Raw genomic sequence first — 14,073 nt, 5'->3', positions numbered from 1 at the left:
AGCGCGCCGGCGCGGTCGAGAGCCGCCCGGCGCGCGCCTGTATTACCGCACGAGAATGTTGCGGAACTGCCAGGGGTCGCTCTCGTCGATGTCCTCGGGGAAAAAGCCGGGACGGCCCTGCAGCGGGGTCCAGTCGGTATAGACGCCGACGACCGGACCGAGATAGGGGGTCTGGATCTCCAGGCAGCGCTTGTAGTCCATTTCGTCGGCCTCGATGATGCCCAAGGTCGGGTTTTCCAGCGCATAGACCATGCCGGCCAGCACCGCCGAGGAGACCTGCATGCCCGTGGCGTTCTGATAGGGGCACAGCGTCCGGGTCTCCTCGACCGAAAGCTGCGATCCGTACCAGTAGGCGCCCTTGGCGTGGCCGAACAAGAGCACGCCGAGTTCGTCGATGCCGTCCACGATCTCGTGCTCGTCGAGGATGTGGTTCTTCTCCTGCGCAACGCCGCCGGCGCCGAACATTTCGTGCAGCGACAGCACGGCATCGTCGGCGGGGTGATAGGCATAATGGCAGGTCGGGCGATAGGCCGCCGCCCCGCTCGCATCGCGCACGGTGTAGTAATCCGCAATCGAAATCGACTCGTTGTGGGTCACGAGATAGCCGTATTGCGCGCCGGGCGTCGGCGTCCAGCTTCTGACGCGCGTATTGGCGCCGGGCTGCAGCAGGTAGATGGCGGCTCCGCAGCCGGTTTCATGCTTGCGGCCGTTTTCAGGCATCCATTTTTCATGGGTGCCGAAGCCGAGTTCGGCCGGTTGAAGGCCCTCGGACACAAAGCCGTCCACTGACCAGGTGTTGACGAACACGCCGCGTGGCTTGGGGGTTTTGGCGCGCTGGGTGTCGCGCTCGGCGATATGCACGCCCTTGACGCCCAGGCGTTGCGCCAGCGCCGCCCAGTCCTCGCGTGTCTTCGGCTCTGGCTGCGCGTCGCCGAGATCCTTGGCGAGATTGACCAGGGCCTGCTTGACGAACCAGGACACCATCCCGGGATTGGCGCCGCAGGTGGAGACGGCGGTGGGGCCGCCGGGATTGTCGCGCTTGGATTTCAGCAGGGTCTCGCGCAAGGCGTAATTGGTGCGGGTCTCCGGGCCGCGGGTCTTGTCGAAATAGAAGCCGGCCCAGGGCTCGACCACGGTGTCGATGTAAAGCGCGCCGATCTCGCGGCAGAACTCCATGATCGCCACCGAGGAGGTGTCCACCGAAAGATTGACGCAAAAACCCTGGCCGCCGCCTTGGGTCAGCAGAGGCTTCAGCAGTTCGCGATAATTGTCCTTGGTCACCGCGCCGTGGACGAAGTCATAGCCGCGCTCATCCACCAGCTTGCGGTCCTTGTCGGTCGGATCGATCACCGTGAGCCGGGCGTGATCGAATTCGAAATGGCGTTCGATCAGCGGCAGGACCCCCTTGCCGATGGAGCCGAAGCCGATCATCACAATCGGGCCGCTGATGCGACCGTGGATGGGCGATTTGGTCATGCTGTCGTCCTTTTCCGCGAAGGTTTTGGCGGTAATGGCTAAGGCGGCGCCCCAGGTCAAGCGACCTCGCGCGCAACCGCCCATGCTCAAGCGAATTGCACAAAATTGTGACAGTTGGACGCGATCAGGCCGCCTTGCGGCGCGGCGCGTCGGCGGGGGCGGGGCGGCCGGCCGGGCGCAGCAGGCCGAAAGCCCCTTCGAGCGCGCCTTCGCGCAGTTCAATGCCCAGGAAGCGCGCGGGATCGACCGGGCCGGGCATGTCGAGGCCGGCCATCTGGGTCCGGGCGAAGCCAAAGCGCCGGTAATAGGGTTCGTCGCCGACCAGGATCACGGCCTCGTGGCCCAAGGCGGCGGCCTTTTCGAGCGCCATGCGGATCATCTGGCCGCCAAGGCCCTTGGAGCGCAGCGTGGGCGAGATCGCGATCGGGCCGAGCAGCAGCGCCTTGCGGCCGTCGCCGGTCTCTATGTCCCACAGGCGCAGCGTGCCGACCAGCACATTGTCGCGCAGGGCGGTGAAGGCCAGGCCTTCGGCGGGAAGCCGGCCCTCGCGCAGCCTTTCGCTGGACTTGCGGTGACGGTTGAGCCCGAACGCCTTGTCGAGCAGGATTTCGCGCGCGAAGCCGTCGCGCGGGACTTCGTCCCGGATCAGGATTTCGGCGGCGGCTTGGCTGTGTGCGGACGGATGCATGGTGACCTCCACGGGTCAAGAGGGCGCGCCGACGGCGAAGGGTTAACCTGCCGGCGGGGAGGAGGCGTCACGCGAACTGAAAACTCAGATCACTCGGGGCTCGGTGAGAGCGGGCTTAGCCCTGCGATGGCGCGAAATGTCGCGCGCGCGGACTTCGTCGCGATGATCGGAGGCGGTTGAACAGAATATGCATCGCGGCATCCCTTCGAAGGGCGCGGTATCAGCGCCACGGAACCAACTTCGAGCGGATGAGCTCCAGACGTTTTCGCCCGCGCGATGGAGACGCGAACGAAAGTGCGACCAGGCCATCCAGGGTTTTCCGCGCGGAAACGCGTGAACCCGGTGCTGCGCCGTGGACACATCAACCCGAGCAAGCGCGATACGCTCAACCGGTTGTTGTGGCCTTCGATTGGAAAGGGAGATCCCGATCCGCACACCCGGCAAGAAAGACAAGCCTCTTCGGTACGTTGGCTTTGGAGGCCAACAGAGACGAAAAAGCCCGGTCCGTCGTTGCTTTAAGTCGCGAACCTCCGTCGAGACGGGAGTTCGCCGGTTCGCTTCCGGCCGCCAGTTGCTTTTGATGCGCCTCGCCGACCTGCGCCCCGACTTTTAGGGCTTGTCCAGCTTGACGCCAACCGGCGCGCGACCACAGGCACGTGCGATTTGGGCGAGGGGATAGATGGCACAAAACGGTGGAGATGCAAGAAAAAAAAGCGCCACACCCCATGTTTTGGCGGCCGTGGTTGCAAAATTGCGGGTTCCGGCCTTTGCGGAGAGGCGGTATGAACAAAATGTAATCCCCGCTTGCCCCGCGCGGACGGCGCCAGAGCCTTGCCGAAGCCCGAAAAGGCCGCTACCAGCAAAGTAAATTTTCTGGTTTTTGTTCCGAGTCGCCGATGACCTCCCTTGACCGCCGCTCCATGATAACCGCCCTGGCCGCTTCGGGGGCAGCGGCGCTGGCGCGGCCCGCCTTTGCCCAGCCAGGACCTCAGGAGAAGGGTCTGCCGCAACAGCCGCCACGCTTCAGTTTCGAGGACGTGCTCAAGCGCGCAAAGGAGCTCGCGGCCGCGCCCTACGATTCGATGCCGCCGAAATTGCCGGACGCCCTGGGCAAGCTCGACTTCGACTCCTATCGCGACATTCGCTTCAAGGCGGAAAAGTCGCCGCTGAACGCCGGGCCGTTCCGGCTGCAATTGTTCCATCCGGGCTTCATCTACACGCGTCCGGTGGTGGTCAACACCATCCGCGACGGCATCGCCACGCCCGTGCCCTATTCCGCCAACCTGTTCGACTACGGCCGCAACAAGTTCGACCACAATCTTCCGGTCAATCTCGGCTTCGCCGGCTTCCGCCTGCATTACCCGCTCAATTCCGCGCGCGGCAATGACGAACTGGTCTCGTTCCTCGGCGCGACCTATTTCCGCTTCCTCGGCCGGGGCCAGTCCTATGGCCTGTCCGCGCGAGGCCTTTCCGTCAACACCGGCGGCGACGACGAGGAATTTCCCCTGTTCCGCGAATTCTGGATCGACGTCTCCGACGCGTCGGCGGAGCGCGCGACCATCTACGCGTTGCTCGACAGCGCCTCCGTGACGGGCGCCTATCGCTTCGACCTTTATCCCGGCGCCGAAAGCGTTATGGAGGTTTCCGCTGCCATCATTCCGCGCCGCCCCGACGTCAAGTTCGGGCTGGCGCCTTTGACCTCCATGTTCTTCACCGGCGAGGACAGCCCGCGTCCTCTGGACGATTACCGGCCCGAACTGCATGATTCCGATGGCCTGCTCATGCACACCGGCTTCGGCGAGTGGATCTGGCGCCCGCTGCGCGCGCCGCGCATTGGCGGTATGTCCACGTTCGAAGACAAGTCGATCAAGGGGTTTGGGCTCGTCCAGCGCGACCGCAATTTCGAGCATTACCAGGACATCGAATTGAACTACGAGGTCCGCCCGACATATTTCGTCGAACCGCACGGCGATTGGGGCGAGGGCCGAATCGAACTGCTGGAGCTGGCGACCAAGGACGAGACGGCGGACAATATCGTCGCCTACTGGACCTTGCAGAATCGGCCCGAGGCCAACAAGCCCTTCTATTATTCCTATCGCATCCGCGCGCTGCTGGAAGCGCCCGACCTCTCGCCGAACGGCCGGTTGCGCAATGTCTGGAAGACGGCGCCCAAGGCGCTGGGATCGCCGGAGCAGGTTGGAGTCGGCTCGCGGCGCTTCATCCTGGATTTTGACGGTGGCGACCTCAGCTATTTCCTGACCGATCCCGGACAGGTGGAGATTTCCGCCAGCGCGTCTCGCGGAAAAATCCTGCGCACATTCATCGCGCCGAACCCGCATATCCAGGGTTTTCGGGCGATGGTGGACGTGCAGACCGATCCCGGCTCCTCCGCGGAAATCCGCGCCTTTTTGCGCGCGGGTCCCAGGGCGCTGACGGAAACGGCGCTGATCCCGTGGATCGTGGAGTAGCAAGCCTTTCCGATTAGCGATTTGAGTTTCGTGTTGGCGCCGGCCGGGATTTTGTTCCGGAGTTTATGTCGCCTAGCGAGACTTGAGCCCCTCGGATGCAGGCGTGAAGCCAATTTTTCCAAAGGGTTGAGCTTCACCGAGGGGGCAAGCGGTTACAAATTACCGGTTTGTCATCGCCACGGCGGCCCCGCCGCACGCCACCTTGAGCGCCCGCAGACGCGCCATGAAAGACTCCGCACCAAGCTTGCGCGGGGCAGGCGAAGAATTCCAGAGGTCCGCGCGGCACACTGGCGGGAGCGTCTCCACAACCTCGGACGCGAACAAAAAAAGAACTTGCAAACAGGAACAAACAACGTACATTCCGGCCATGCGCGGTTGCACGCGCCGCGTGAACTATGTCAAAAGGGTCAGGCCGATGTCGCAAGCGAATCTTCGCCTCGTGGAAGGAACCTCAGTGGACAAGACCAAGGCCCTGGACGCCGCTCTGTCGCAAATCGAACGCGCCTTCGGCAAAGGCTCGATCATGCGGCTCGGCAAGAATCAACCGGTCGCGGAAATCGAAACCATCTCCACGGGGTCGCTCGGCCTCGACATCGCGCTCGGAGTCGGCGGCTTGCCGCGCGGCCGCGTCATTGAAATCTTCGGGCCGGAATCCTCCGGCAAGACCACGCTCGCGCTGCACACCATCGCGGAAGCGCAGAAGCGCGGCGGCGTCTGCGCCTTCGTCGACGCCGAACATGCGCTCGATCCGGTCTATGCGCGAAAACTCGGCGTGCAACTCGACGACCTGCTGATTTCTCAGCCCGACACCGGCGAGCAGGCGCTGGAAATCACCGACACGCTGGTACGCTCCGGCGCCATTGACGTACTGGTGGTCGATTCGGTGGCGGCTTTGGTGCCCCGCGCGGAAATCGACGGCGAAATGGGCGATGTCCAGCCCGGTCTTCAGGCCCGGTTGATGAGCCAGGCCATGCGCAAGCTGACGGCCTCGATCTCCAAGTCCCGGACCATGGTGATTTTCATCAACCAGATCCGCATGAAGATCGGCGTGATGTATGGATCGCCGGAGACCACCACCGGCGGCAACGCCCTGAAGTTCTACGCTTCCGTGCGTCTTGAAATCCGCCGTATCGGCTCGATCAAGGACCGCGAGGAGGTCACCGGCAACCAGACCCGCGTCAAGGTGGTCAAGAACAAGGTGGCGCCGCCGTTCAAACAGGTCGAATTCGACATCATGTATGGCGAAGGCGTTTCCAAGGTGGGCGAACTGGTGGATCTCGGCGTGAAGGCCGGTGTGGTGGAAAAATCCGGCGCCTGGTTCTCTTATGACAGCCAGCGCCTCGGCCAGGGCCGCGAAAACGCCAAGGCGTACCTGCGGGCCAATCCCGAAGCGGCTGCGCGAATCGAGCAGACCATCCGCGAAAACGCCGGGCTGATCGCCGACAAGATTCTGGAAATCGCCGAACCCTCCGCCGACGACGAGGAATAAAACAAACCTCTTCGTCCCTCTGACCGGCGCGTTCCCCCACGCGCCGGTTCTATTTTTCGCGCTGGCGGGACGGGGCCCTCGCCCGCGCGGGCTGGTGAAGAGCCCGAAAACTCCGCGCTCTCCGATCCGCGCAGCCCGCGGGTCTCGACTCGGCCGCGCCCCTCCATTAGATAGGACCGCTTGCCTCCGTGAACGCCACCGCCCGATGCGGCGTTCGGGCAAGTGGCAAGGCATAAAGGGCTCGAGTGCATTCCATGAGCGGCGTCAACGAAATCCGGTCGGCATTTTTGGAACATTTCGCGCGGCACGGCCACGCTAAGGTCGACTCCGCGCCGCTGGTGCCGCGCAACGACCCAACCCTGATGTTCACCAACGCCGGCATGGTGCCGTTCAAGAACGTCTTCACCGGAGCCGAAAAGCGCGACTATGTCCGCGCCACCTCTTCGCAGAAATGCGTGCGCGCCGGCGGCAAGCACAACGACCTCGACAATGTCGGCTATACCGCCCGTCACCACACCTTCTTCGAAATGCTCGGCAATTTCTCCTTTGGCGATTATTTCAAGGAGCAGGCTATCGCGCTGGCCTGGGAGCTGATCATCAAGGAGTTCGGTCTCAAGAAAGATCGCCTGTTGGTCACCGTCTATCACGACGACGACGAAGCCTACGGTCTTTGGAAAAGAATCGCCGGATTTTCCGACGACCGCATCATCCGCATCGCCACGTCGGACAATTTCTGGTCGATGGGCGACACGGGCCCCTGCGGCCCTTGCTCCGAAATCTTTTACGACCAGGGCGAGGGGCTCGCCGGCGGCCCGCCCGGGAGCCCGGACGAGGACGGCGACAGATTCCTGGAATTCTGGAACCTGGTGTTCATGCAATATGAGCAGGTCGCGCCCGGCCAGCGCGTTCCCCTGCCACGGCCCTCGATCGACACAGGCATGGGCTTGGAGCGCATCGCCGCGCTGATGCAAGGCGTGCATTCCAATTTCGAGATCGACCTGTTCCGGGCCCTGATCCGCGCCGTCGCTGACGCCACCGGCGTCGAGCCCGACGGCGCAATGCGCGCCAGCCACCGCATCATCGCCGATCATCTGCGCGCTTCCGCCTTCCTCGTCGCCGATGGCGTGCTGCCGTCGAACGAGGGACGCGGCTATGTCCTGCGTCGCATCATGCGCCGAGCCATGCGCCACGCGCAATTGCTCGGCGCCCGCGATCCGCTGATGTGGCGGCTGGTTTCTGCTTTGGTGCGTGAAATGGGCGCCGCCTATCCCGAACTGGTCCGGGCGCAGTCCCTGATCGAGGAGACTCTGAAGCTGGAGGAGACCCGCTTCCGCATCACGCTCGCGCGCGGCCTCACCATCCTCGACGAGGAGGCGCGCGATCTCACCTCCGGCCAGAACCTTTCTGGTGAAGTGGCGTTCAAGCTCTACGACACTTACGGCTTCCCGCTCGATCTCACTCAGGAAGCCCTGCGCGCGCGAAAAATCGGGGTGGACAAGGCGGCGTTCGACGCCGCCATGGCGCGCCAGAAGGCCGAAGCGCGCAAGAGCTGGTCCGGTTCGGGCGAGGCGGCGACGGAAACCGTCTGGTTCGGCGTCAAGGACCGCGTCGGCGCCACGGATTTCCTGGGATACGAGACCGAGCGCGCCGAAGGCGTGGTGGTCGCGCTGCTACGTGACGGTGCGGAACAGCAAAAACTGGCCAAGGGCGACAAGGGTTTCGTCATCCTCAACCAGACGCCGTTTTATGCCGAATCCGGCGGCCAGGTCGGCGACACGGGTGTTTTACACACGGCTGGCGTCACCTTTCGCGTCGACAATACTCTGAAAAAGCTAGGCGATCTCTTTGTCCATGAAGGCGAGGTCGTCGAAGGCGAATTCGAGGTCGGCTCTGCGCTGGAACTCGACGTCGATATCGAGCGCCGCGCCGCCATCCGCGCCAACCATTCCGCCACCCACTTGCTGCACGAAGCCCTGCGCCAGGTGCTGGGCGACCATGTCGCGCAAAAGGGGTCGATGGTGGCCGCCGACCGGCTGCGCTTCGACTTCGCCCATCCCAAGCCCGTCACCGACCAGGAACTGGCGGAGGTCGAGGAGATCGCCAATCGCGTGATTCTGGAAAACGCCGGCGTCGAAACTCGGCTTATGGACGTGGATCAGGCCATTGAATCCGGCGCCCGCGCCCTGTTTGGGGAAAAATACGGCGACGAAGTCCGCGTGGTCTCCATGGGGCGCGGTCATCGTCACGCCTTTTCGGTTGAGTTGTGCGGCGGCACCCATGTGCGCCGCACTGGCGACATCGGTCTGGTGTCGATCGTCGGCCGTAGCGCGGTCGCCGCAGGCGTGCAGCGCATCGAGGCGAAAACCGCCAGCAGCGCGCGAAAACATCTCAACACGGAATCGCGCGTGCTGCGCGATCTCTCTGGCCTTTTGCGCGCGCCGATCGAGGACGCGGCGGAAAGGCTCTCCGTGCTGATCGAGGAGCGGAAGAAACTCGAACGCGAGTTGGCCGACGCGCGCAAGCGCCTTGCCATGAGCGGCGGCGCGGGGGCGGAACAGCCGGTCAATCAGATCGCCGGAATCAACTTTTTCTCGCGCGCCGTGACCGGGGTCGAGATGAAGGATCTGAAATCGCTGGCCGACGAGGCCAAACTGGCGGTCGGTTCCGGCGTGGTGGCGATTGTCGGCGTGTCCGAGGATGGCCGCGCCGGCGTAGTGGTGGCGGTGACGCCCGACCTCACCGCGAGATTCAACGCGGTGGATTTCGTCCGCGCTGCTGCCGAAAAACTCGGCGGCAAGGGCGGTGGCGGCCGTCCAGACATGGCGCAGGCTGGCGGCCCCGATGGCGCTGCGGCGGACGCGGCGCTGGCGGCGGTGGCGGCGGCGCTGGAGAGCCGCGCGGGGGCGTGAAGCTCACTGTCTCAGTCGTCATGCCCGGGCTTGTCCCGGGCATCCACGCCGGGACGTTGCTTCAACGGTTCGAAACTGGATCTCACTTTCCGCTTTCTGAACAGAGACTCGCCCACCTTGCCGGCGTGGATGGCCGGCCATGACGGCTCGGAGGATGCGTGATCCGTGATCTTTACCGTTTCTCCCGTCGGTGCAGGAACGCCAACCGCTCGAACATATGCACGTCCTGCTCGTTTTTGAGCAGGGCGCCGTGCAGCGGCGGGATCAGCTTCGACTGATCGGACTCGCGCAAGTGCTCCGGGGAAATATCCTCGGACAGCAGCAACTTCAGCCAGTCCAGCAACTCCGAGGTCGAAGGCTTTTTCTTCAGTCCGGGAACCTCGCGCATCTGGAAGAACAGCCGCAGCGCCTCTTCGACAAGCCCGTTCTTCAGATCGGGGAAATGCGCTGATACAATGGCTTCCATCGTCTCCCGGTCGGGAAATTTAATGTAGTGGAAGAAGCATCGGCGCAGGAAGGCGTCGGGCAGTTCCTTCTCATTGTTGGAGGTGATGATCACCAGCGGGCGGCGCTTGGCCCGCACCGTCTCGCCGGTCTCGTAAACGTGGAACTCCATGCGGTCGAGTTCGAGCAGCAGGTCGTTGGGGAATTCGATGTCCGCCTTGTCGATCTCGTCGATCAGCAGAACCGTGTGCGCGTCGGAGGCGAAGGCGTCCCAGAGCTTGCCCCGCTTGATATAGGCGCCGATGTCGCCGACCCTGGGGTCGCCCAGTTGCGAATCGCGCAGGCGCGACACCGCATCATATTCATAGAGGCCCTGTTGGGCCTTGGTGGTGGATTTTATGTGCCAGGTGAGCAAAGGCGCGCCTAGCGCCGCCGCCACCTCTTCCGCCAGCACCGTCTTGCCCGTTCCGGGTTCGCCCTTCACCAGCAGCGGTCGCTCGAGCGCGAGCGCGGCATTGACCGCGACTTGCAGGTCGCGTGTGGCGATATAGCGGTCAGATCCCTTGAAGCGCATGGCGAGGTCCGGTGTGAGTTCGCCCGATTGTGGCGCCGCGACAGGACCGCGGCAAGCGCGCCCGAGCGAATCCGCCGCCGCGCGAATCTATCGCAAAGGTTATGAAACTATTAACAAGACCCCGCCTTAAGGCGAAGAGGACGCGCTAGACTTGCGCAAGACAATGTGGAATTGGGGGTGGAGGGCGACGTTTCTGTGACATTTCTACAACGTATTGCCTCAGAATGACCCATATTGGCCCGATTCCGCCCCGATCACAGCCTAGGCGTCTTCTTTGATCAAGGGTGCTGGATTAAAGTGAAGTTCTCGGAAGCCCCCGGTCGCACCAATCGGCCACACGCAAAGCGACCGGGCGAAAAATATTCGTTGTGTCACTGAAGCCCTCGGGAGGGGTATTCAAAATGAAACTCACCGCTAAATTCGCCGGCGCGTTGCTCGGCGCCATGACCTTCTCGGGCGCAGCCCTCGCCAGCTCAACCACCCCCCCCGGCGAACGCGCCGGCCTCGATCTCGCCTCGCCGCTGCCGGAAGGCGTGTATTTCCTCAACATCGGTTCCGTCGGTTCCTGGCGCGGTTCCAAGGGTGATAACGCCTTTGACTATGACGTGCCGATCCTCGCTTGGTCGACCCCCTGGACCATCCTCGACGGCCGCATCCAGTTCCTCGGCGCCATTCCCACGATCTCCGCTTCCGCCCACAACGGCATTTACGAGCGGGGCCTTTACAACCCCTTCGTCGCCGGCCAGATCGCCTGGAACCTCGGCAACGGCTTCTCGGTCAGCTACTTGGCGGGCGCCTATATCGGAATTGGCGGCACCAATGCCTATTACAATAACGGCGCTGTGCTCGCTACGGATCCGCTGAACCAGACCACCTTCCACCAGCAGCTTGCTCTCGCTTGGCATGGCGGCGGCTGGAACGCGACAGCCAACCTGATGTACGGCATCGTCGGCAATAACGACACTTCCCACGTCGCTAACCCTGACTACTTCAACTATGACCTCGGTTTGACCAAGACCATAGGCAAGTGGGAAGTTGGTATCGTGGGCTACGGCTCGACCGACGTGGGTCGTCCGTATGCGAGCTATGCCATGCAGTCGCAGTTCGCTCTCGGCGGCTTGGTCGGTTACAACTTCGGCCCGGTCATCACCCAGTTGACCGTTTCGACCGACCTTGTTGAAACCAATTACGTCCAGAAGGAAACCCGTGGCGTTCTGCGCACGGTCATTCCGCTGTGGAACCCGGAAGCCCCGAAGGCTGTCGTCGCCAAGTATTGAGATTTGAAGTCCTGAGACTTGTCTCATGCGGTCAGCCTTCGGGCTGGCTGCTCAACCGCCGGTGGTCTCCACCGGCGGTTTTATTTTAGCGCAAGACCTTTGGCTCGCCGTGACGCCGTCGCGACTCCATGGATCAGGAAGAATTGGCGCTGGTTTACAGCCCATTCAGTCTGCAAGTCCGAATTATCGTTGATGCATTCAACAGCGAACTTCCGGGCGTGACGGTTTTGACGCGCTGTTGCGCCGGCGCCACTTCTTTGGTCATCGAGTGTGACTTACCATAAATATGCTCATTACTGTTGGCGCACCCACAAGAGGCAGAATAGCCCGTTGGGTGAAACAACTGAAAAGAACAGAGCTTGTGGAGGGTAATGCTATGAAAATTAATGCGAAATTCGCTGCGGCGCTGGTGGGCGCCCTGACGTTCTCGGGCGTTGCGCACGCAAGTATCGCCGGTCCCACGCCGCCGCCGGGCGAGACCGCCGGCCTCGACCTCGCGTCGCCTCTTCCGGAGGGTGTCTACTTCGTCAACATTGGCTCGGTCGGCTCCCTGCGCAGCGCCAAGGGCGAAGGCGCTTTCGACTACAACGTTCCGGCCCTGGTCTGGTCCACCCCCTGGAACATTCTCGGCGGTCGCCTCACTTTCCTCGGCGCGGCGCCGGAAGTCTCGCTCGATTCGAAATCCTCGCTTTACGCACGCGGCATATACAATCCGCTGCTTGCGGGCCAGCTCCGCTGGAACCTCGGCAATGGCTTCTCGGCGAGCTATCTCGCGGGCGCCTATATCGGCATCACCGGAACCAATCTCTATGCCGGCGGCAACCTCTTCGTGAAGGATCCCCTGAACGAGACGACCTTCTACCAGGTGCTCGGTCTCGCCTGGCGCCACGACGGCTGGAACGCGACGGCCAACCTGAAATACGGCATCGTCGGCGACAACGGAACCTCCAGCCCGCTTCTGGCCGCCCCGCCCAAGAAGAACGCCGACTTCTTCATCTATGACCTCGGCCTGACCAAGAGCCTCGGCAGGTGGGAACTCGGCGTGGTCGCCTATGGCTCGACCATGAATTCCGGGTCTTACAGCGAGCTTCGCAGCGCCAACTTCCCCTATGCGTGCAGCGGCTGCACACAGTTCGCGCTCGGTGGCCTGGTCGGCTACAATTTCGGTCCGGTCATCACCCAGCTCACGGTCGCGACCGACCTCTACGCGCATTCCGACAACAACGTCCTCGGCGCGCCCTGGTGGCCGCAGAAGGAAACCCGCGGCGTGCTGCGCACGATCATCCCGCTGTGGAACCCGGAAACGCCCAAGGCTGTCGCCGCCAAATATTGAGCGTCGTCTGCCGCCTTTCAGCCGCCGATGGCTCGCGTCGTCGGTGGTTTTTTTTTGGCGGAAACCGGCGCATACTCTGATCATGCTGATCTCCTTCTTCTCCGCCCTGCGCGAGGCCCAGGTTCCGGTTTCGCTGCGCGAATATCTCACCCTTTGCGACGCGCTTTCGCGCGACCTCGCGCAAAAGTCGGTGGAGGATTTCTATTTCCTCGCCCGCGCCGCGCTGGTGAAGGACGAGCGCAATCTCGACAAGTTCGACCGCGTTTTTGGAACGGTGTTCAAGGGTTTGCAGCCGGGTGAGGATGTTGCGGCCCAAGCCGACATTCCCGAGGACTGGCTGCGCAAGCTCGCCGAAAAATTCCTCACCGAGGAGGAGAAGCGGGAGATCGAGGCGCTCGGCTGGGACAAGTTGATGGAGGCGCTGAAGCAGCGCCTTGAAGAGCAAAAGGAGCGCCACCAGGGCGGCTCCAAATGGATCGGCACGGCCGGGACCTCGCCCTTCGGCGCCTATGGTTATCACCCCGAGGGCATCCGCATCGGCCAGGACGGCAACCGCAATTTCCGCGCGGTCAAAGTGTGGGACAAGCGCGAGTTCAAGGACCTCGACGGCGCCGAGGAGCTGGGGCCGCGCAACATGAAGGTGGCCCTGCGCCGCCTGCGCAAACTGGCGCGCACCGGCGCGGCGGATGAACTCGATCTCGACGGCACAATATCAGCCACCGCGCGCCAGGGTTTTTTGGACCTGAAACTGCGGCCGGAGCGGCGCAATGCGGTCAAGGTGCTGCTGCTGCTCGACATCGGCGGCTCGATGGACTGGCACGTCGCCCTGGTCGAGCAGTTGTTTTCCGCCGCGCGCTGCGAATTCAAGCATCTGGAGCACTTCTATTTCCATAATTGCTTGTACGAGGGCGTGTGGAAAAACAACCAGCGCCGCCATGCCGAGCGCATGTCCACCTGGGATCTGCTCCACACCTTTCCGCACGACTACAAGCTGATTTTCGTCGGCGACGCCGCCATGAGTCCCTATGAGATCGAGATGGAGGGCGGTTCGGTCGAGCACATCAACGAGGAGTCCGGACGAGTCTGGCTGAAGCGGGCGCTGACCTGCTGGCCTCACGCCATCTGGCTCAATCCGACGCCGGAAACGCACTGGTCCTATACGCAGTCAATCGGCATGATCCAGCGCCTCATGGAAAATCGCATGTATCCGCTGACGCTGGAAGGACTTGAGGCGGCGATGCGGGAATTGACGCGGTGATGGCCTCGTTGGATGAAAGGTGCGATCTGGCTCCTTCTCCCCGTTTACGGGGAGAAGGCGGGGGATGAGGGGCTGGGCATTGGCCTCTGCGTCGTCGAGACGACGGGGCCAATGCTTACAGGATGACGTTGAAGCCAATGCCCCTCAGCCCCTCACC

General features: G+C 62.9%; 9 protein-coding genes. 6 read left to right on the top strand and 3 right to left on the bottom strand.

The window, feature by feature from the left end; all coding sequences use genetic code 11:
• Nucleotides 1-42: 42 nt before the first annotated feature.
• A complete protein-coding gene (locus tag CCR94_RS03650; RefSeq protein ID WP_104506645.1) occupies nucleotides 43-1,476 on the bottom strand; it encodes a homospermidine synthase in 1,434 nt (477 codons plus the stop codon).
• Nucleotides 1,477-1,600: 124 nt separating this feature from the next.
• Nucleotides 1,601-2,164 carry a GNAT family N-acetyltransferase gene (locus CCR94_RS03645; RefSeq protein ID WP_104506519.1) on the bottom strand — a complete coding sequence of 188 codons (564 nt, stop codon included), beginning with the start codon at nucleotides 2,162-2,164 and terminating at the stop codon, nucleotides 1,601-1,603.
• Nucleotides 2,165-3,060: 896 nt separating this feature from the next.
• Between CCR94_RS03645 and CCR94_RS03640 the strand changes: the two genes are divergently transcribed.
• From CCR94_RS03640 to alaS, 3 genes are all read left to right on the top strand, one after another.
• Complete coding sequence (locus tag CCR94_RS03640; RefSeq protein ID WP_104506518.1) at nucleotides 3,061-4,632, top strand: OpgD/OpgG family glucan biosynthesis protein; 1,572 nt, start codon at nucleotides 3,061-3,063, stop codon at nucleotides 4,630-4,632.
• Nucleotides 4,633-5,047: 415 nt separating this feature from the next.
• Nucleotides 5,048-6,121: a recombinase RecA gene (gene recA, locus CCR94_RS03630; protein ID WP_104506644.1), complete on the top strand. Its 1,074-nt coding sequence runs from the start codon at nucleotides 5,048-5,050 to the stop codon at nucleotides 6,119-6,121.
• 254 nt (nucleotides 6,122-6,375) lie between these two features.
• Complete coding sequence (gene alaS / locus CCR94_RS03625) at nucleotides 6,376-9,030, top strand: alanine--tRNA ligase (protein ID WP_104506516.1); 2,655 nt, start codon at nucleotides 6,376-6,378, stop codon at nucleotides 9,028-9,030.
• Nucleotides 9,031-9,202: 172 nt separating this feature from the next.
• On the opposite strand, the gene CCR94_RS03620 is transcribed toward alaS, so the two are convergent.
• Complete coding sequence (locus CCR94_RS03620) at nucleotides 9,203-10,048, bottom strand: AAA family ATPase (protein ID WP_104506515.1); 846 nt, start codon at nucleotides 10,046-10,048, stop codon at nucleotides 9,203-9,205.
• Nucleotides 10,049-10,449: 401 nt separating this feature from the next.
• Here CCR94_RS03620 and CCR94_RS03615 point away from each other — a divergent pair, with 401 nt between their 5' ends.
• The 3 genes from CCR94_RS03615 to CCR94_RS03605 all read left to right on the top strand — a co-directional run bounded on the left by CCR94_RS03615 (nucleotide 10,450) and on the right by CCR94_RS03605 (nucleotide 13,916).
• Nucleotides 10,450-11,325 carry a transporter gene (locus CCR94_RS03615; RefSeq protein WP_104506514.1) on the top strand — a complete coding sequence of 292 codons (876 nt, stop codon included), beginning with the start codon at nucleotides 10,450-10,452 and terminating at the stop codon, nucleotides 11,323-11,325.
• A 376-nt stretch (nucleotides 11,326-11,701) separates the two neighbouring features.
• Entirely contained in the window at nucleotides 11,702-12,658 is a 957-nt protein-coding gene (locus CCR94_RS03610) for a transporter (RefSeq protein ID WP_158254606.1), read from the top strand.
• A gap of 82 nt (nucleotides 12,659-12,740) precedes the next feature.
• Entirely contained in the window at nucleotides 12,741-13,916 is a 1,176-nt protein-coding gene (locus tag CCR94_RS03605; protein WP_104506512.1) for a vWA domain-containing protein, read from the top strand.
• The last annotated feature ends 157 nt before the right edge of the window (nucleotides 13,917-14,073 follow it).

The organism is Rhodoblastus sphagnicola (assembly GCF_002937075.1).
In the GTDB taxonomy this organism is placed as follows: domain Bacteria; phylum Pseudomonadota; class Alphaproteobacteria; order Rhizobiales; family Beijerinckiaceae; genus Rhodoblastus; species Rhodoblastus sphagnicola.
Note: the sequence above shows the minus strand (reverse complement) of the source record. Positions and strands in the feature narration are given on the sequence as shown.

What these genes read in the sequence shown, in the direction of transcription:
- CCR94_RS03650 (WP_104506645.1), bottom strand. Translation starts at nt 1,476, where the DNA reads ATGACCAAATCGCCCATCCACGGTCGCATCAGCGGCCCGATTGTGATG.
- CCR94_RS03645 (WP_104506519.1), bottom strand. Translation starts at nt 2,164, where the DNA reads ATGCATCCGTCCGCACACAGCCAAGCCGCCGCCGAAATCCTGATCCGG.
- CCR94_RS03640 (WP_104506518.1), top strand. Translation starts at nt 3,061, where the DNA reads ATGACCTCCCTTGACCGCCGCTCCATGATAACCGCCCTGGCCGCTTCG.
- recA (WP_104506644.1), top strand. Translation starts at nt 5,048, where the DNA reads ATGTCGCAAGCGAATCTTCGCCTCGTGGAAGGAACCTCAGTGGACAAG.
- alaS (WP_104506516.1), top strand. Translation starts at nt 6,376, where the DNA reads ATGAGCGGCGTCAACGAAATCCGGTCGGCATTTTTGGAACATTTCGCG.
- CCR94_RS03620 (WP_104506515.1), bottom strand. Translation starts at nt 10,048, where the DNA reads ATGCGCTTCAAGGGATCTGACCGCTATATCGCCACACGCGACCTGCAA.
- CCR94_RS03615 (WP_104506514.1), top strand. Translation starts at nt 10,450, where the DNA reads ATGAAACTCACCGCTAAATTCGCCGGCGCGTTGCTCGGCGCCATGACC.
- CCR94_RS03610 (WP_158254606.1), top strand. Translation starts at nt 11,702, where the DNA reads ATGAAAATTAATGCGAAATTCGCTGCGGCGCTGGTGGGCGCCCTGACG.
- CCR94_RS03605 (WP_104506512.1), top strand. Translation starts at nt 12,741, where the DNA reads ATGCTGATCTCCTTCTTCTCCGCCCTGCGCGAGGCCCAGGTTCCGGTT.